The sequence below is a fragment of the Methylobacterium sp. Leaf469 genome, from assembly GCF_001424745.1.
In the GTDB taxonomy this organism is placed as follows: Bacteria; Pseudomonadota; Alphaproteobacteria; order Rhizobiales; family Beijerinckiaceae; genus Methylobacterium.
Map to the genome: position 1 here is coordinate 1 of NZ_LMRE01000011.1, position 16122 is coordinate 16122.

Here is a 16122-nt window from a genome sequence, read left to right on the forward strand (position 1 = left end):
TACTCGCTGTTCCCCTCGACCTGCACCGACACCTTCGGCACCAAGTTCGCCGCCACCAATGCCGGCCTGCTCTACACCGCCAAGGGCACGGCGGCCCTTCTGGTGCCGGTGGCCAACTACCTGCAGCAGAGCACGGGAAGCTGGGACGGGGTGTTCCTGGTCGCCGCCGGCGCCAACGTCCTCGCCTCGCTGCTGGCCATCGCCGTGCTGAAGCCCTGGCGCAAACGGGTCGTGGCCCAGGCGCAGATCGCCTCCGAGACCGTCCAGGCCCCGCGCATCGTCACAGCCTGACGCCCCTCGAACCCTCCACATGCGGGGCCGGACATCCGTCCGGCCCCGCATCCGTTCCGGGAGAGCCACCATGCAGCACACCCCCGAATGGCGCCGGATGAACACGGCCCCGCAGGACGTCGACCGGGTCTGGCTCAGGCACCGCACCCTCGGCATCGTCCTCGCCGAGGGCCGGGCCGGACGCTGGTACGCGCCGAACGCCGCCCGCCAGATCTGGCGCTGGCACCGCTGCGAGGCGGGGCCGGATCCGTTCGAGGGCTGGCTTCCGTTCGACGCCCTGACGCCGACGCCGGCGGCGATCGCACCGTCCGTGCCTGCGGCCGCGATTCCCCCGCCCGCGCAGAAGGGTCCGTCGGCCATGGCGCGATGAGCGCCGATGCGTTGCACCGGGCGGGCTCACCGTATCGGTCACCGGCCCCGCGTCCGTCAGGACCCCGCGTCCACTAGGGCGCCGCGATCGCCGCAAGCGCCGTGTGCCCGTCGACCACCACGCCGCGCGGCCACACATCCCAATCGGCGTCGCCGGTGATCGCCTCGGCGAGACGTCGCTTGTAGACGTGGCGCGGCACCTCCTCGGCGCCGAACTGCAGCAGGTGGTCGGTGACGAACTGGGTGTCGGCGAGGCGGTAGCCCCCGGTCCGCAGGCGGGCGACGAGGTGGACCAGGGCGACCTTCGAGGCGTCCCGCACGGTGTGGAACATGCTCTCGCCGAAGAACGCCGCCGCGAGGGAGACCCCGTAGAGTCCGCCGACGAGGCGGCCCTCGGCATAGACCTCCACCGTGTGGGCGTGGCCGGCGTCGAAGAGCGCGCCGTAGAGGTCGCGGATGCGGGCGTTGATCCAGGTGCGCGCGGCATCGCGGCGCGGTGCGGCGCATCCGGCGATCACCGCGTCGAAATCGTGGTCGACTCGGACTTCGAAGGCGTCCGACCGCACGGTGCGGGCGAGGCGCTTGGCGACGTGAAAGCCGTCGAGGGGCAGGATGCCCCGCGCCTTCGGCTCGACCCAGTAGATCGCCGGATCGTCGGCATCCTCCGCCATGGGAAAGATGCCCGCCGCGTAGGCCTTGAGCAGGATTTCGGGCGTGATGTCCACGCGGTCCGCGTCATGCATGGAAAAGACTTTGCATGGAGGAGACTTTGGCGTGGCGCGCGCCGGAATGCCAGGGTGAAGGCGGGCTCCGAACGCGGAACGGCGGAGCCGGGAGGCTCCGCTGCTGGACGAATCGGATCTGGGTCCGCCGATCAGAACTCCGGGCCGCCCGAGGTCGTGCCGAGGTTCGGCACCGTGCGGTTGATCTGCTCGGCGTTGCCGCCCTTGGCCGAGTCGACGATGATCGCCTCGCTGTTCGACGGGAGCGGACGCGCACCGACGCTGCCCGTCGCGTCCAAGTCGACGAGGCCGGTCTCGGGATTGCGATAGGCGCCGTAGACGGACGGGTTGTCGATGGGGCCGCGCGTGGTGTTTCCGGCCTGCGGCACGGCGCGCTCCGGCTGGCCGACATTGCCGGAGGGGGACTGGGCCAGGGCGCCGGTCACGGACAGGGCAAAGGCGGCGACGGCGAGGGTCACGGAACGCATGGGTGTCTTTCGGGATGCTATGGTGTGTCCGGTTGGCGCGGGGCCGATGGCCCTGGCTGGGAGACTGTCTAGTTCCCGTCCGGTGTGGGGAGAGAAGTCGATTGTGCGCAATCGGTTCCGGCGAATTATTTGCTGGCAAAATGCCGCATCGCGGGGCCCTGGCGCCCTTGCCGTGGCCGCCCCACGCAGGGGATTCCGAAGCCTTCACCATCCGCAAAGAGCGGAAAGCGGTAGGTATCGGGTCCGCATAGCCACGCGACCGGACCCAAACTGGGGATTTCTTTCCTTATCAATTGATCGTGATGGTGTCGGCACGTGCCCGAAAGCCGTCTCGGATTGCGCATGAAAAAAGGCCAGCCCCATGGGGAGCCGGCCAATGACGGACGGTTCGGTTTCGCGAGCCGGGTATCACACCCGGCTCGCCGCGGGGCGGTCTATTGGGCCGGACCACCGGATGTGCTGCCGGTGTTCGGCGCCCCGCGGGTCGGGTCCGATGCGTTGCCCCCCTTGGCCGAGTCGACGGAGCCCGCGCCGGGGGACATGCCGCCCTCGCCCACCGGCGTCGACTCGGTCCGGGTCGGGGCCATGTCGCGGGTCGAGGGCTTGTCGATGGGGCCGCCGGCGGTGTTGCCCGCCTGCGGAACGCCGCGCTCGGGCTGGCCGACGTTGCCGGACGAGGATTGCGCCAGGGCGGGGGTGGCGAGGAGGGCGGTGGCGATCAGAACGTAGGAGAGGCGCATGGACGGTTCCTCGGCGGACACGGGCGAGAGCACTGCGCCGGAGGTGACGCTGACCAGCCCTGGTCGGCGACCGGCCTCGGCGGCACGATGTCACGGGTGAACGAAAGTCGACCCCGCGCCGTTCCCGCCACGGTTGCTCGTTCCGATGCAAAACCGAAGATTCACGGCTCGTCGAGGCCCCCGGCCGCCAGGAAGTTCTCCAGCCAGTGGATATCGTAGGCACCGTTCTGCACATCGGCGTTGCGAACCAGGGTGCGGAACAGCGGCAGGGTGGTGTCGACGCCGTCCACCACGAACTCGTCCAGGGCGCGGCGCAGGCGCATCAGGCATTCGTTGCGGGTGCGCCCGTGCACAATGAGCTTGCCGATGAGCGAGTCGTAGTGCGGCGGGATGCGGTAGCCCTGGAACACCGCCGAATCGACCCGCACGCCGAGGCCGCCCGGCGGGTGGAAGTAGGTGATGAGGCCGGGGGACGGCCGGAAGGTCGCCGGGTGCTCTGCGTTGATCCGGCACTCGATGGCGTGCCCCGAAACGCTGATCTCGTCCTGCGTCACCGACAGCGGCAGACCCGCGGCGACGCGGATCTGCTCGTTGACGAGGTCGATCCCGGTGATCATCTCGGTGACCGGATGCTCGACCTGGATGCGGGTGTTCATCTCGATGAAGTAGAACTGACCGTCCTCGTAGAGGAACTCCACCGTGCCGGCGCCGAGGTATTTCAGCTCCTGCATGGCCCGGGCGCAGATGCCGCCGATCTCGGCCCGCATCGCCGCGTTGAGGGCCGGCGAACCGCCCTCCTCCCACACCTTCTGGTGACGGCGCTGGAGCGAGCAGTCGCGCTCGGCCAGATGCACGGCGTTGCCGCGCCCGTCGCCCAGCACCTGAACCTCGATGTGGCGCGGCTTCTCCAGGTACTTCTCGAGGTAGACCGCATCGTCGCCGAAGGCCGCCTTGGCCTCCTGGCGGGCCATGCCCAGGGCCTGTTCGAGGTCGGCCTCGGAGCGCGCCACCTTCATGCCGCGGCCGCCGCCGCCGGAGGCTGCCTTGACCAGCACCGGATAGCCGATCTCGGCCGCGATGCGCTTGGCCTCCACGGGGTCCTCGACTCCGCCCTCGGAGCCCGGCACGCACGGGATGCCGAGGCGTTTCGCCGTGCGCTTGGCCTCGATCTTGTCGCCCATGATGCGGATGTGCTCGGCCTTCGGGCCGATGAATCCGATCTCGTGATGGGCCAGGACTTCGGCGAAGCGCGCGTTCTCCGACAGGAAGCCGTAGCCGGGGTGCACCGCGTCCGCCCCGGTGATCTCGCAGGCGGCGATGATGGACGGGATGTTGAGGTAGCTGTCGCGGGCGGCCGGGGGGCCGATGCACACGCTCTCGTCGGCGAGCCGCACGTGCATGGCGTCGGCATCGGCCGTGGAATGGACGGCGACGGTCGCGATCCCGAGTTCCTTGGCCGCGCGCAGGATGCGCAGGGCGATCTCGCCGCGATTGGCGATCAGGATCTTGTCGAACATGGTGCCTCGCGCCTCACTCGATGACGAGGAGGGGTTCGCCGAACTCGACGGGCTGGCCGTCCTCGACGAAGACGGCCGTGACGGTGCCGGCGCGGGGGGCCACGATCTCGTTGAAGGTCTTCATGGCCTCGATGAGGAGAACCTTCTCGCCGGCCTCCACCTTGGAGCCGACATCGACGAACACCTTGGCGTCCGGCGACGGGCGGCGATAGGCGGTGCCGACCATGGGCGAGGGCACGGCGCCGGGATGGCCCGCACCCGCCCGGGTGCGCTCGGGCACGGCGCCCGGCCCGGCCGCCGGCGGGGGTGGCGGAGCCACGGCGGCGAGCGCCGGGGCGGGGGCCGCCACCTGGACGTGGACCGGCTCGATGCGGCGAGCGACGCGGATGCGCAGGTCACCCTTCTCGACCTCGATCTCGGTGAGATCCGTCTCGGTGATGAGCTTGGCGAGCTCGCGCACGAGCTCCGGATCGAAGGGATCGTTCTTGGACATCGGCTCCTTGGGCATCGGCTCGGTCGTCGTCAGGCTGGATCGTGTCGTATCGGGAGACGCGGTCTCCCGGGTTCGGGGCGCTTCGCGGCTCGGGGGCCCCTCAGCAGCCGGCGTGGCCGCACTGGCGCACATCGGCGATGACCTTGCGGATCGGATCGACGCCGACGGCGCCCGGAATCACCTCGTCGCCGATGATGAAGGCCGGGGTGCCGGAGAGGCCGAGCTTGTCGCCGAGGCTGACGTTCTCGGAGAGCGCCGCCTTGACCTCGGGCCCCTGCGCGTCCTTGGCGAGGCGCGCCGTGTCGAGGCCCATTTCCTTGGCGACGGCGATCGCGCGCTCGCCCGTCACCCGGCCCTTGGTCTCCAGGAGCTTGACGTGGAACTCGAACATCCGGTCGGCCTTGAGCTGCTGCTTGGCCGCCAGCGCCAGCTTGCTCGCCTCGAGGGATTCGGCGCCGAGCACGGGGAAGTCGCGCAGCACCACGCGCAGCTTCGGATCGGACTTGACCAGGGCCTGGATGTCGCCGAGCGCCTTGCGGCAATAGCCGCAATTGTAGTCGAAGAACTCCACCACGGTGATGTCGCCCGCAGGATTCCCGACGACGACGCCGTAGGGCGAATTGGTGAGGGTGTCGCGGGATTCCTTCAGGGCGGCGGCCTGCGCCAGCTTCTGGGTCTCCTGCGCGCGCTTCTCGCCCTCGGCGATGGCCTCCTGCAGCACGTCCGGATTCTTGACGAGGTAATCCTTGACGATGGCCTCGATGGCCTGGCGCTGGGTGTCGGAGAACACCGGGGCGGCCGAGGTCGCCGCCGGGGCAGTCGCCGCCGGCGCGGCCTGCGGGGTGGTCTGGGCCCACGCGGCGGAGGCGCTGAACAGCATGGCGGAGGTGAGTAGGGACCGGAGCAGGGGCATGCGTCCTCGCGGAGGGGACCGGATGAAAACGCCACCGGCCGTAAGATGATCGTGCACGATGGGCGTGCGTCTATCGGCGGGGTTAGGCGTTTTCGCGGCGGCCGGTCAATCTCGGTCGCGGGCTCCGGACTGTTTCCGTCCCGCCGGATCGGCTCTACGGAGGTGCGATGACGGTTTCGCCAACGCCCCACCCCGCGTCTTCCATCGCTGCATCGCCTCTGCTGCCGTCGCGGCGCGCCGCCCGCGTCGCGCCGTTCCTCGCCATGGACGTGATGGCCGCCGCCGCCGCCCGGGAGGCCCGGGGCGACGGGGTGGTCCACATGGAGGTCGGCCAGCCCTCGGCACCGGCCCCGCGTGCGGTGATCGCGGCGGCGCAGGCGGCGCTGGCCGGCGGCGCCCTGCCGTACACTCAGGCGCTGGGCCTGCCGGCGCTCCGCGCCCGCATCGCCCGGCACTATGCCGACACCCACGGCCTCGACGTGGCGCCCGGGCGCATCGTCGTCACCACGGGTTCGTCGGCGGGGTTCATCCTGGCCTTCCTCGGCCTGTTCGACGCCGGCGCCCGCATCGCCGTGCCGCTGCCCGGGTATCCGGCCTATCGCAGCATCCTGCATGCCCTCGACCTCGTGCCCGCTTCCCTGCCGCTGCGGCAGGCGGACCGCTACGCCCCGACGACCGAGAGCCTGCGCGCGCTCCATGCGCAAGCACCGCTCTCCGGCGTGCTGGTGATGAGCCCGGCCAACCCGTCCGGCACGGTCATCGAACCCGTGCGCCTCGCCGAACTCTGCGCCACGGCCCGCGCCCTGGGGCTGCGTTTCATCTCGGACGAGATCTATCACGGCCTCGCCTACGGCGTGCCGACGGACACGGCGCTGCGCTACGAGCCCGACGCCGTCGTGATCAACTCGTTCTCGAAGACCTGGTGCATGACCGGCTGGCGCATCGGCTGGATGGTGGTGCCCGAATGGCTGGTGCGCCCGGTGGAACGCCTGGCCCAGAACCTGTTCATCTCCGCGCCCTACCTGTCCCAGGTGGCGGCTATCGCGGCGTTCGACGCCGTGGAGGAGGTGGAGGCCGTACGGGCCGGCTACGCCGCCAACCGGGCCCTGCTGCTCGATGCGTTTCCGGGCCTCGGCCTCGGCCGCACCCACCCGGCCGACGGGGCGTTCTACCTCTACGCCGACGTTTCGAACCTCACCGACGACGCGGCCGGGTTCTGCCGGCGGATGCTCGACGAGGCCGGCGTCGCCGCGACGCCGGGCCTCGACTTCGACGGCGTCGACGGCGGCCACCACGTCCGGTTCTCCTTCGCAGGCTCGCATGCGGATTGCGCCGACGCCGTGCGACGCCTGCGGACGTGGCTGCGCTGAAACCTCTGGCCCTCTTCCTGCATGGCCCGGTGGGCTGTCGGGCGTACACCGGTAACGATCCGGCGGGCGCGTGAAACCCTGCACCGACAAAACACGGCGCTGCCTTGCCACCCGGTACCGGGCTCTGCATCCTGCCGGGAGATTTGGCGGCGTCTGGTTTCGGATAAGTCTCCGGCGCAACACTTATTGATCGACGCCCGTGCAACGATAGAGAGTTGCCGGCGGTTTCCGTCTTACCCCCTATTTCGACAAGTCCGGTTCGGGCTTGCACTGGAGCAGTGCCGCCATCATGAAGATCCGGACCGGTTACGCCATCACGTACGAGACGTTTCAGCCGACGCCGATGATGTTCCTGCTGAGCGTACACCCGTCGCGGGCGGGCGATATCCTGACGCCCGAGGTGATGACGTTCGATCCGCCGGTGGATGCGCACCAGTATCTCGACGCCTTCGGCAACGTCACCACCCGCATCCTGGCGCCGGCCGGCCGGATCACCGTGGCGACGGATTTCCTCGTGCACGATTCCGGGGAGCTCGATCCCGTGGTGCCGGACGCGAGGCAGCATCCGGTGCAGGACCTGCCGGACGAGGCCATGCGGTTCCTCCTCGGCAGCCGCTACTGCGACACGGACAAGCTATCGAACATCGCATGGGAGCTGTTTGGTGCCGGGCCGGAGGGCTGGGGCCGGGTCCAGGCCGTGTGCGACTTCGTCAACCGCCACATCAAGTTCAACTACCAGGACGCCGACGCAACCCGCTCGGCCCACGACGCCTACACCCAGCAGCGCGGCGTCTGCCGCGACTACGCGCATCTGGCCGTCGCGTTCTGCCGCTGCCTCAACATTCCGGCGCGCTACTGTACGGGCTACCTCGGCGATATCGGCGTGCCCGTGGTGCCGCCGCCGGATTTCTCCGCCTGGTTCGAGGTCTATCTCGGCGGCGCCTGGCAAACGTTCGACGCGCGGAACAACCGCCGCCGTATCGGCCGCATCGTCATCGCCCGGGGCCGCGACGCCACGGACGTGGCCATCTCGACGAGCTTCGCCACGGCACTGCTCCTGCGCTTCGACGTCCACACGGACGAGGTCCTGGAGGAGGGAGAGGCCCCGACGCCGATCCTCACGGCCGAGGAAGCCGCCGCCGTGACGGGAAAGCCGACGGATCGGCCGAAAAAGGCCGCCGGTTCTGCCAAGACGCCAGAGACGGCGGTCGCGCCAGCCAAGACGCCAGAGACGGCGGTCGTGCCGGCCAAAACGCCGGAGGCGGCGGTCGCGCCGGTCAAGACGCCGGAAACGGCCGTGGTTCCGACCGAGGCCGCGACCGTGAACACGCCAAAGGCCACGGCCGGCCTGACCAAGGTCGCCTGAGCGGCCGGCGCCACCCGTGTCGGAGAGCGGCCTCACCTACGCCATCGGCGACATCCACGGATGCGCCGATGCCCTGCGGCGCCTGCTCGCGGCCATCGACCGGCACCGGGCCGGCGCCCCGCGCCGCCTCGTCTTCCTCGGCGACTACATCGACCGCGGGCCGGACAGTGCCGGGGTCGTCGCGACCCTGCGCGCCCTTCAGGCCGCCGAGCCCGAGGCCGTCACCTGCCTCATGGGCAACCACGAGAGCCTGATGCTGGCCGCCTATCGCGACGGGTTCGGGAGCGCGCCCTGGCTCGAGAACGGCGGGGTCGCGACCCTGCGCTCCTTCGGCACCCGCGATCCGCAGGCCCTGCCCCACGACGTGCTGAACTGGATGTCGGCCCTTCCGACGGTCTGGGAGGATGCGCGCCGCTACTACGTCCATGCGGGCTTCCGCCCCGGCCGGCCCGGCATCGATCCGGACGAGCCGACCCGGCTGTGGATCCGCGAGCCTTTCCTTTCGGCGGACTATGATTTCGGCCGCCACGTCGTCCATGGCCACACGCCGCAAATGGACGGCCGACCGGACCTGCGCCCGCACCGGACCAACCTCGACACGGCCTGCGTCTTCGGCGCCACCCTCACGGCGGGGGTGTTCTCGGACGGTCAGGATGGACCGGTGGAGATTCTCCAGGTGGACGCGCAGGTGGCCGCGGAGGTGTGACTCAGCCGCGCTCGGCCACCCTCGATCCGGCGGGCTTCGCCTTGTCCGAGGCCTTGATGGCTTTCCAGGCGTTCGGCTGGGCGACGAAGGCGCGTAGAGCCACGGTGTTGGCGGCGGCCTCCTCGGGCGAAAGGTCCTGGCGGGATACGGCTTCGGCGTCCGTGAACTTGCCCTTGAGGCCGTAGACCAGGGCGAGGTTCTGGCGCACCCGGGCATCGGCCCGAGGCTGGGCGGCGGCGCGCTGCAGGGTGGCCTCGGCCTCGTCGAGGCGCTTGGCCAGAGCATAGGACAGGCCGAGATTCGACAGGATCACCGGATCGTCCGGCTGGATCCTGAGGGCGGCCTCGTACAGGCCCTGCGCCCGGGCGTGGTCGCCGAGCTGGTCGGCGACGGCGCCCTGAGCCGACAACACGCGCCAGTCGGGCTGGGCCGCCGTATGGGCGTTCTGGAGGACCTCCGCGGCCTCGGTGAAGCGGCCGACCTCGGCCAGGCTCTTGCCGTAGGCGGCGAGCACCGCCGTGTTCTTCGGGTTGCGCAGGGCGATCTGCTGGAGCACCGCCACGGCCTGGGGCCGCTGGTCCGTCGCCCGCAGGGCCTGGGCGTAGCGCAGGGCCAGGGGAACGTCGTTGGGATCTGCGGTGTAGCGCTCGCCCATGGCGTCGACCTCGCGGCGGGACACCACGTTGGCGGGCGCGCGGCCGAGGCGCGGCAGGGAGAGACCGCCGAGGGAGCCGGTGGTCTCGGGGCCGTCCTGGCGGGTGCAGGCGCTGGACAGGAGCGCCAGAGCGGCGATCCCCGCGAGGCGCCGGAGCGTCCGTGCCGATGCCAAACGCGGCCTGACCATTGCGCGACTCCGCCTCAACCTTGCCCGCCGGCCGTTGCTTCACGGGGCCGGTCTCCGGGTGATAGACCGTTAACCCTAAGCAGCGGTTAATCCCGCCCCACGGCCGAGGAGCCCGAGCCCTGACCTCCCTGTTCGCCCCCGCCTCCGACCACGCCTCCGCCATTCCCATCACCGGCGTCGGGTCGTCGGACTGGCCCCGGATCGAGGCCGCCCTGGATCCGCGCGAGGCGGCCTACGCCCGAGCGACGGGCTTCACGCCGAAGGCCGGCCGCATCGCCCTGCTGCCGGGGCCCGACGGCACCCTGGCGCGGGTGCTGTTCGGCCTCGGCGCAGCGAACCCGGCCCGCGAACGGCTCCTCGCCGGGACCTTGGCCGGCGTGCTTCCGCCCGGCACCTACCGCCTGGAGGGCACCGGCTTCGACGGCACGGAAGCCGCACTGGCGTGGCTGCTCGGCGGCTACCGCTTCACCCGCTACCGTGCGGCCGTTCCGGCCGGAGAGGCCGTTCCCGCCGGAGAAGCCGTTCCGGCCGGCGGGTCCGTTCCGGCCGGCCCCGCCCTGCCCCGCCTCGTCGCCCCCGCGGGCGTCGATGCCGAGGCGGTCTCCCGCGTCGCCGCCGCCGTGGCGCTCGGGCGCGACCTCGTCAACACCCCGGCCAACGACCTCGGACCCGCCGAGATCGAGGCGGCCGCGCGCGCGCTGGCCGAACGGCACGGCGCCGCCGTCACGGTGGTGTCGGGCGACGATCTCGCGCGCGATTTCCCCCTCGTGCACGCCGTCGGGGCCGCCTCGCCCCGCGCGCCGCGCCTCATCGACCTGACCTGGGGCGATGCCGCCGCCGCCCGCGTCACCCTGGTCGGCAAGGGCGTCGCCTTCGACACCGGCGGTCTCGACATCAAGCCGTCCGCCGGCATGCTGCTGATGAAGAAGGACATGGGCGGGGCCGCCGCGGCGCTGGCCGCCGCCGCCATGGTGATGGGGGCGCATCTGCCCGTGCGCCTGCGCGTCCTCATCCCGGCGGTGGAGAATTCCATCTCGGGCGCGGCCTTCCGGCCCGGCGACGTGCTGCGCAGCCGCGCCGGCCTCACCGTCGAGATCGGCAACACCGACGCGGAAGGGCGCCTCATCCTCGCCGACGCCCTGGCCTTGGCCGATGCCGAGGCCCCCGACCTGCTCATCGACTTCGCCACCCTGACGGGGGCGGCCCGCGTGGCCCTGGGCCCGGACCTGCCGGCGTTCTTCACGGAGGACGACGCCCTGGCCGAGGCCGTCGCGGCGGCGGGCCGGACGGCGTTCGACCCGGTGTGGCGCCTGCCCCTGCATGCCCCCTATGCGGGTCTGCTCGACTCGAAGATCGCCGACCTCAACAACGCCCCCGGCGGCCCCTTCGCGGGGGCCATCACGGCCGCGCTGTTCCTGCGCCGCTTCGCGCCCGCCACCCGGGCGCACGTCCATTTCGACCTGTACGGCTGGAATCCCTCGACCAAGCCCGGTCGTCCCGAGGGCGGCGAGGTACAGACAGCGCGGCTCGTCTATGCCCTTCTGGCGCAGCGTTATCCGGCCGGGACATAGGATTAAACCAACGCATCCCGGGGCCACGCCGCGGAACCCGAGACCGGGAAACACACCGCTCGTCCGATTGACGATGCCGGGTTCCGGGGGCGCGTACGGGAGCCTGGAACGATCCCGGTGCGGGGTCGGCTCCCAGGCTCTGACCAGAGCCCGTCTGGATCGAGCGGGACACCGGGACGCGACGCCGCTCCGGCGGATGCGGCCGGCATCGTTTCTCCAGGGGTCACGCCGCCGTGGCCGCCTTCTCCGCGTCGTACGCCTTGCGCACGAGGGCGGCGCCGTAGGTGCGTTCCAGGCGCCGCACGGTGAAGTGGGCCCGCGCCATGGCCTGGAAGTGGTCCATGAACGCGGCGTTGACGGCGGCACCCCCGACGGCGCCGAGGATCGGCACGGCCTGGGCGGCGACCTTCTGGGAGACGACAATCCCGAAGCGGGCGGCGATCTGCGCCGAGAACCGGATGAGGGCCGGGGCCGCCTCGTCGAGGAGGGCGCGGTTGCCGGCGTAGCGCGCCGCCTCCGCCATGGTCTTGGCCAGCGCCGCGCGCACGGCGAAGTAGCCGCTTTCGGAGAGGGGGGTCTCGGCCCCGCGGGTCCCCAAGGCGAACACCTGCACGCAGGCGAGGGCGTTCTCCGGCTCGGCCAGATCCTCACCCTCCTCGCGGGCGATCCCCGCGATGGACCGCAGCATCAGGGTGGTGGACAGCGGCAGTTCCACCGCCAGCGTCGCGAGCCCGAAGGCCCCACCGACGGCGCCCGACATCGCCGCCATGGCCTTGTGGGCGAAGTCGCTCGACGGCAGCAGGCGGCCGAGGCGCGTCCCCGCCCCCACGGGGGCCTCCGCGATCGCCTCGACGAGACTCGTGCCGTCGGCCGGCAGCACGGTCTTCTCCGGCAGGGTCGCGAGGGCGACCCGCAGGGCGGTGTGCATGGCGCTCTCGGTCGCCCGCGACACGACCCCGGTCACCGCCTCCGGTAGGGCGCGGCCGATGGCGTCGAGGGGCGCGCCGGCGGCGGCCGAGAGACGCGCGGCGAGGCCGGGATTCTCCAGGGTTCGCACCGCCCGGCGTAGGGCGGCGGCGTCCGCGTCGCTCAGGGTGGCGTCCTGGGTGGCCGGGGTGGCCGCACTCGTGTCGTCGATGAGGAAGATGTTGCTCACGTCTGCGGTCTCATGCGGGGGCCGGGCGCCGGGACGGCGGATGGATCGGAAGGAGCAAGCCCGGTGCCGCGCGGATGGTTCCCGCCCCGAGCGTCGGGCAGGTCTTCCGGCCCGGCCGGGTCGGCCAGCGCCGCGGGATTCGCGGCGGCCTCGGCCGCGATCCCGGCTGCCTTTGCGGCACTGCGCTCGCCGGCCCGTCCGACGACCAGGCACAGCACCACCACGGGGATACCCACCGCCGCCGTGATGGCGAAGAACACCGGGTAGCCGTAGGCGGCGACGATGTAGCCGGAGGTGCCGGCCACGAGCTTGCCCGGCAGGGCGTAGAGCGAGGAGAACAGGGCGTACTGGGTCGCGGCGAACCCCGGTGCGGTGAGGCTCGACATGTAGGCGATGAGGGCCATGCCCGCGAAGGAGCCGCAGAAATTGTCGATGGAGATCGCCGCCGTCAGGCGCCAGACCTCCGGCCCGCCGAAGGACAGCCACGAGAAGGCGAGGTTCGAGGCCGCGCCCAGGAAGGCGCCGACCACGAGGGCCGGGAACAGGCCGAAGCGCTGCATCGCCCAGCCGCCGACAAAGGCGCCGGCGATGCCGACCCAGATGCCGTAGAGCTTCGACACGGCGCCGATCTCCGTGAGGGTGAAACCGACCTGGAAGTAGAGCGGGCTCGCCATCACGCCGGAGATGAAGTCCGGCATCCGGTAGAGCGCCACGAGGACGAGGATCGCCCACAGGCCGGGCCCGAGGCGCGCGTGCAGTTCGGCGAGGGGCTCCAGCACCGCGCGCCTGAAGCTCCAGACCTTGGCCGGACGGCCGGCAGCCGCCTCGACGGCGGCGGCGGCGCGGGCCTCGTCCCCCGTGCGGTCGAAGGCGGGGGCGAGGAGCGCGGCCACGAGCCCGACGAGCATCAGGGCCGCCATGAGCAGGTAGGCGGCGCGCCAGCCGTAGGCGGAGGCGAGGAACAGGGCGCCGGCCCCCGCCGACATGAGGCCGAAGCGGTAGCCGAGGTTCGAGGTGGCGGCGAGAACGCCCTGGAGATCCGTGCCGGCGGCGTCGATGCGCCAGCCGTCGATGACCACGTCCTGCGTGGCGGCGCAGAACGCCAGAAGGAAGGCCCCCAGCCCGAGGAGCGCGAGGCTGGTCGCGGGGTCGGCGAAGGCCATCAGGGCCAGGGCGGCGGCGACGGCGCCCTGCGTCGTCACCATCCAGGCGCGCCGGCGCCCGAGGCGGCGGGTCAGCCCCGGCACGTCGAACCGGTCGATGAGCGGCGCCCACAGGAACTTCAGGGTGTAGGGGAGCGCGACGTAGCTGAAGAGCCCGATGGCCTTGATGTCGACGCCCGAATAGGCGAGCCGCGTCGAGAAGGTGCCAAGCACGAGAAGGAGCGGCAGGCCCGACGAGAAGCCCAGGGCCAGCATCAGCGGAATACGCGGATCGCGGGCGAAATCGCGCAGGCGCGGCGCGTGACGCACTCGGCTTGCAGCCATGGAATGGAACTCCTCTCAAGCCCGGCGCTTACTTCCGGCACCCGGAGCGGACGGTGGCCGAGGGCCGGCCGTTCCTCGTCGCGACCACTCGGGCCGCGATCCTCCGACCGATCTCAGAAATGGCCGATAACTTGTTAACAGCGTGCGTCCAAACTGCGTACATGCGGGACGGGGCCTTTCGGGACTCGGTCTCGCGGGACTGGGCCTTGCATCGCGTCGGACCGGTCGGCTGCACGCCGACCGTCGGCTGCGCGGCGCCGCGCCTCACCGGGATGGCCCATGTGACGAACCGCCCCTCCCCGCGTTCCGAAGGCGGTCGGTGCCGGCCATGACGGATACGGCTCATCAGGCGGTGCCGGCGGCCCTCGCGGAAACGACCCTCGCCTCGGCCTTCTCCGAGAGCCCAACGCCGATGGTCCTCACGGAAGTGCGGGGCGGCGCCCATCCCATCGTCTGGGCCAATGCGGCGTTCCTCGCCCTCACGGGCTACGCCTGGCACGAGCTCGAAGGCCGCAACTGCCGGATGCTGCAGGGGCCGCAGACCGACCGCGAGACCGTGGCGCGCATCTCCGCGGCCGTCGCGGAGGGCCGCAGCTTCGAGGCCGAACTCGTGAACTACCGCAAGGACGGCACCTCGTTCTGGAACGGCATGACCCTGTCGCCCGTGCGCGACGCCACCGGCGCCGTCACGCACTACTACTCGGCACAGGCCGACATGACCGGCAAGCACAGCCTCGAAGTCGCGATGACGCTCGCCAACATCGACCTCGAGCGCCGCGTGTCCGAGCAGACGGCGGACCTGCGCGCCACCCTGGAGCAGAAGACCGCCCTGCTCCACGAGGTCGACCACCGGGTGAAGAACAACCTCCAGGTGATCTCGTCACTGATGCTGCTCAAGGCCCGGCGCACCCCCGAGGGCGAGGCGCGCGACGCCCTCAACGGCATGGCCGAGCGCATCGGCGCCCTCTCGACGGTGCACCGCATGCTCTACTCGGCCGGGGACGTGACCCGGTTCGACCTGCGCGAATTCGCCGACGATTTCCTGGGCGACCTCGTCGCCGGCCTCGACGGCGAGCGTACGGCCGTGAGCGCCGCCATCGATTCCGTGGCGGTGTCGGCCGCCATGGCGGCGCCCCTGGCGCTGATGCTGCACGAACTCGCCACCAACGCCGTGCGCCACGCCTTCCCGGACAACCGCGCCGGGCGGGTGAGCATCACGGCGCGACGCCGGGACGGCGCCCTGCACATGCTGATCGAGGACGACGGCGTCGGCCTCGCCGCCGCGATCCCGAACCCGGCGGGCTTCGGCCGTTCCCTCGTGGAAATGGTCGTGCGGCAGCTGCGCGGAACCATCGCGTGGAGCGAGACGACACCCGGGACCCGGGTCGAGATCAGCGTGCCCCTCGACGCCATCTCCCTGCGCGAGGCGGCCGACACCACCGCCGAGGAGTTGCCGCAATGGGCCAAGTGACTCCGGGCGCGGGCGGGGCGGCACCGTGCCTGCGCATCCTGGTGGTCGAGGACGAGGTGCTCATCGCCCTCGAACTCGAATGCCTGCTCGAGGATCTCGGCCACGTCACCGTCGGCGTCGCCGGCTCGTCCCAGGAAGCCATCGCGCTGGGCCTCTCGACCCACCCGGACGTGGCGCTGGTGGACATCCACCTCATCGACGGCCCCACGGGCGTCGCCGTGGCCCGGGCGCTCAGCGCTGACCCGCGCACCACGGTGGTGTTCATGACCGCCAACGCCAAGCGCATTCCCGACGATTTCGCCGGCGCCGTCGGGGTGATCGCCAAGCCCTATTCCGAGCGGGTGGTGGCGGGCGCGCTTCGCTACGTCGCCGAGTGCCGCGCCGGCCACGCCGCGAGCCTGGAAGGCCTCGACGGGTTCCGGCTCGCCGCCGATGGGTGGGAACGGCTGCATCCCTGAGGGAAACACGCCCGCGCTGTCCGTGAGATGTGCGAGTGCGGTGCCCGCAAGGAGGGGGAGCCCGGCCGCCTCACGTCTGGAGGCGTGGCGACGTCGGAAGTCCGTCGGCGGTCGGTCGTATGGACCCGGTGGCCCTTTGACGGGTCAGTCTTTTCCCGAT

At 71.4% G+C, this 16122-nt stretch carries 15 protein-coding genes and 2 pseudogenes; 8 read left to right on the top strand and 9 right to left on the bottom strand.

Features of this window, described 5'->3' with window-relative positions:
• Window positions 1–291, top strand: a pseudogene (locus ASG60_RS07535) (oxalate/formate MFS antiporter); the annotation flags it as partial.
• 70 nt (window positions 292–361) lie between these two features.
• Complete coding sequence (locus tag ASG60_RS07540; RefSeq protein ID WP_056384824.1) at window positions 362–661, top strand: hypothetical protein; 300 nt, start codon at window positions 362–364, stop codon at window positions 659–661.
• A gap of 73 nt (window positions 662–734) precedes the next feature.
• Here the strand turns inward: ASG60_RS07540 and aat are convergent, their stop codons facing one another.
• The 6 genes from aat to ASG60_RS07570 form a co-directional block, all read right to left on the bottom strand.
• Window positions 735–1403 (bottom strand): leucyl/phenylalanyl-tRNA--protein transferase, encoded by a 669-nt coding sequence (aat, locus tag ASG60_RS07545; protein ID WP_056384826.1) that lies wholly within the window; start codon window positions 1401–1403, stop codon window positions 735–737.
• Between the two features lie 131 nt (window positions 1404–1534).
• Entirely contained in the window at window positions 1535–1870 is a 336-nt protein-coding gene (locus ASG60_RS07550) for a hypothetical protein (protein WP_056169490.1), read from the bottom strand.
• A gap of 434 nt (window positions 1871–2304) precedes the next feature.
• Window positions 2305–2610: a hypothetical protein gene (locus tag ASG60_RS07555; RefSeq protein ID WP_056262829.1), complete on the bottom strand. Its 306-nt coding sequence runs from the start codon at window positions 2608–2610 to the stop codon at window positions 2305–2307.
• A 161-nt stretch (window positions 2611–2771) separates the two neighbouring features.
• Window positions 2772–4127 (bottom strand): acetyl-CoA carboxylase biotin carboxylase subunit, encoded by a 1356-nt coding sequence (gene accC / locus ASG60_RS07560; protein ID WP_056384828.1) that lies wholly within the window; start codon window positions 4125–4127, stop codon window positions 2772–2774.
• A gap of 13 nt (window positions 4128–4140) precedes the next feature.
• Entirely contained in the window at window positions 4141–4620 is a 480-nt protein-coding gene (gene accB, locus ASG60_RS07565) for an acetyl-CoA carboxylase biotin carboxyl carrier protein (protein ID WP_056169636.1), read from the bottom strand.
• A 100-nt stretch (window positions 4621–4720) separates the two neighbouring features.
• On the bottom strand, window positions 4721–5533 hold the full coding sequence (locus tag ASG60_RS07570; protein ID WP_056384830.1) for a DsbA family protein: 813 nt from the start codon (window positions 5531–5533) through the stop codon (window positions 4721–4723).
• Window positions 5534–5700: 167 nt separating this feature from the next.
• On the opposite strand from ASG60_RS07570, the gene ASG60_RS07575 reads away from it, so the two are divergent.
• The 3 genes and pseudogenes from ASG60_RS07575 (at window position 5701) to ASG60_RS07585 (ending at window position 8975) form a co-directional block, all read left to right on the top strand.
• Window positions 5701–6903, top strand: coding sequence for an aminotransferase class I/II-fold pyridoxal phosphate-dependent enzyme (locus ASG60_RS07575; RefSeq protein ID WP_200947657.1), 1203 nt, complete (start codon window positions 5701–5703; stop codon window positions 6901–6903).
• A 289-nt stretch (window positions 6904–7192) separates the two neighbouring features.
• Window positions 7193–7996 (top strand): annotated as a pseudogene (locus ASG60_RS07580) (transglutaminase family protein); the annotation flags it as partial.
• Between the two features lie 289 nt (window positions 7997–8285).
• Entirely contained in the window at window positions 8286–8975 is a 690-nt protein-coding gene (locus tag ASG60_RS07585) for a metallophosphoesterase family protein (RefSeq protein WP_056359008.1), read from the top strand.
• Window position 8976: 1 nt separating this feature from the next.
• Here ASG60_RS07585 and ASG60_RS07590 read toward each other — a convergent pair whose 3' ends face one another.
• On the bottom strand, window positions 8977–9819 hold the full coding sequence (locus ASG60_RS07590; protein ID WP_056304691.1) for a tetratricopeptide repeat protein: 843 nt from the start codon (window positions 9817–9819) through the stop codon (window positions 8977–8979).
• Between the two features lie 167 nt (window positions 9820–9986).
• Here ASG60_RS07590 and ASG60_RS07595 point away from each other — a divergent pair, with 167 nt between their 5' ends.
• Window positions 9987–11390, top strand: a complete 1404-nt coding sequence (locus tag ASG60_RS07595) for a leucyl aminopeptidase family protein (RefSeq protein ID WP_244476605.1) — start codon at window positions 9987–9989, stop codon at window positions 11388–11390.
• Window positions 11391–11613: 223 nt separating this feature from the next.
• On the opposite strand, the gene ASG60_RS07600 is transcribed toward ASG60_RS07595, so the two are convergent.
• Window positions 11614–12537 carry an EcsC family protein gene (locus tag ASG60_RS07600; protein WP_244472995.1) on the bottom strand — a complete coding sequence of 308 codons (924 nt, stop codon included), beginning with the start codon at window positions 12535–12537 and terminating at the stop codon, window positions 11614–11616.
• A 5-nt stretch (window positions 12538–12542) separates the two neighbouring features.
• Complete coding sequence (locus tag ASG60_RS07605) at window positions 12543–13964, bottom strand: MFS transporter (protein WP_244476606.1); 1422 nt, start codon at window positions 13962–13964, stop codon at window positions 12543–12545.
• 397 nt (window positions 13965–14361) lie between these two features.
• On the opposite strand from ASG60_RS07605, the gene ASG60_RS07610 reads away from it, so the two are divergent.
• Window positions 14362–15504, top strand: a complete 1143-nt coding sequence (locus ASG60_RS07610; protein WP_056384836.1) for a histidine kinase dimerization/phosphoacceptor domain -containing protein — start codon at window positions 14362–14364, stop codon at window positions 15502–15504.
• Window positions 15492–15962 (top strand): response regulator, encoded by a 471-nt coding sequence (locus ASG60_RS07615; protein ID WP_056262853.1) that lies wholly within the window; start codon window positions 15492–15494, stop codon window positions 15960–15962. The genes ASG60_RS07610 and ASG60_RS07615 overlap by 13 nt, the downstream gene beginning before the upstream one ends.
• Window positions 15963–16122 lie beyond the last annotated feature (160 nt).

What these genes read in the sequence shown, in the direction of transcription:
- ASG60_RS07610 (WP_056384836.1), top strand. Translation starts at nt 14,362, where the DNA reads ATGACGGATACGGCTCATCAGGCGGTGCCGGCGGCCCTCGCGGAAACG.
- ASG60_RS07590 (WP_056304691.1), bottom strand. Translation starts at nt 9,819, where the DNA reads ATGGTCAGGCCGCGTTTGGCATCGGCACGGACGCTCCGGCGCCTCGCG.
- ASG60_RS07540 (WP_056384824.1), top strand. Translation starts at nt 362, where the DNA reads ATGCAGCACACCCCCGAATGGCGCCGGATGAACACGGCCCCGCAGGAC.
- ASG60_RS07550 (WP_056169490.1), bottom strand. Translation starts at nt 1,870, where the DNA reads ATGCGTTCCGTGACCCTCGCCGTCGCCGCCTTTGCCCTGTCCGTGACC.
- accB (WP_056169636.1), bottom strand. Translation starts at nt 4,620, where the DNA reads ATGTCCAAGAACGATCCCTTCGATCCGGAGCTCGTGCGCGAGCTCGCC.
- ASG60_RS07570 (WP_056384830.1), bottom strand. Translation starts at nt 5,533, where the DNA reads ATGCCCCTGCTCCGGTCCCTACTCACCTCCGCCATGCTGTTCAGCGCC.
- ASG60_RS07615 (WP_056262853.1), top strand. Translation starts at nt 15,492, where the DNA reads ATGGGCCAAGTGACTCCGGGCGCGGGCGGGGCGGCACCGTGCCTGCGC.
- accC (WP_056384828.1), bottom strand. Translation starts at nt 4,127, where the DNA reads ATGTTCGACAAGATCCTGATCGCCAATCGCGGCGAGATCGCCCTGCGC.
- ASG60_RS07575 (WP_200947657.1), top strand. Translation starts at nt 5,701, where the DNA reads ATGACGGTTTCGCCAACGCCCCACCCCGCGTCTTCCATCGCTGCATCG.
- ASG60_RS07555 (WP_056262829.1), bottom strand. Translation starts at nt 2,610, where the DNA reads ATGCGCCTCTCCTACGTTCTGATCGCCACCGCCCTCCTCGCCACCCCC.
- aat (WP_056384826.1), bottom strand. Translation starts at nt 1,403, where the DNA reads ATGCATGACGCGGACCGCGTGGACATCACGCCCGAAATCCTGCTCAAG.
- ASG60_RS07605 (WP_244476606.1), bottom strand. Translation starts at nt 13,964, where the DNA reads ATGCTGGCCCTGGGCTTCTCGTCGGGCCTGCCGCTCCTTCTCGTGCTT.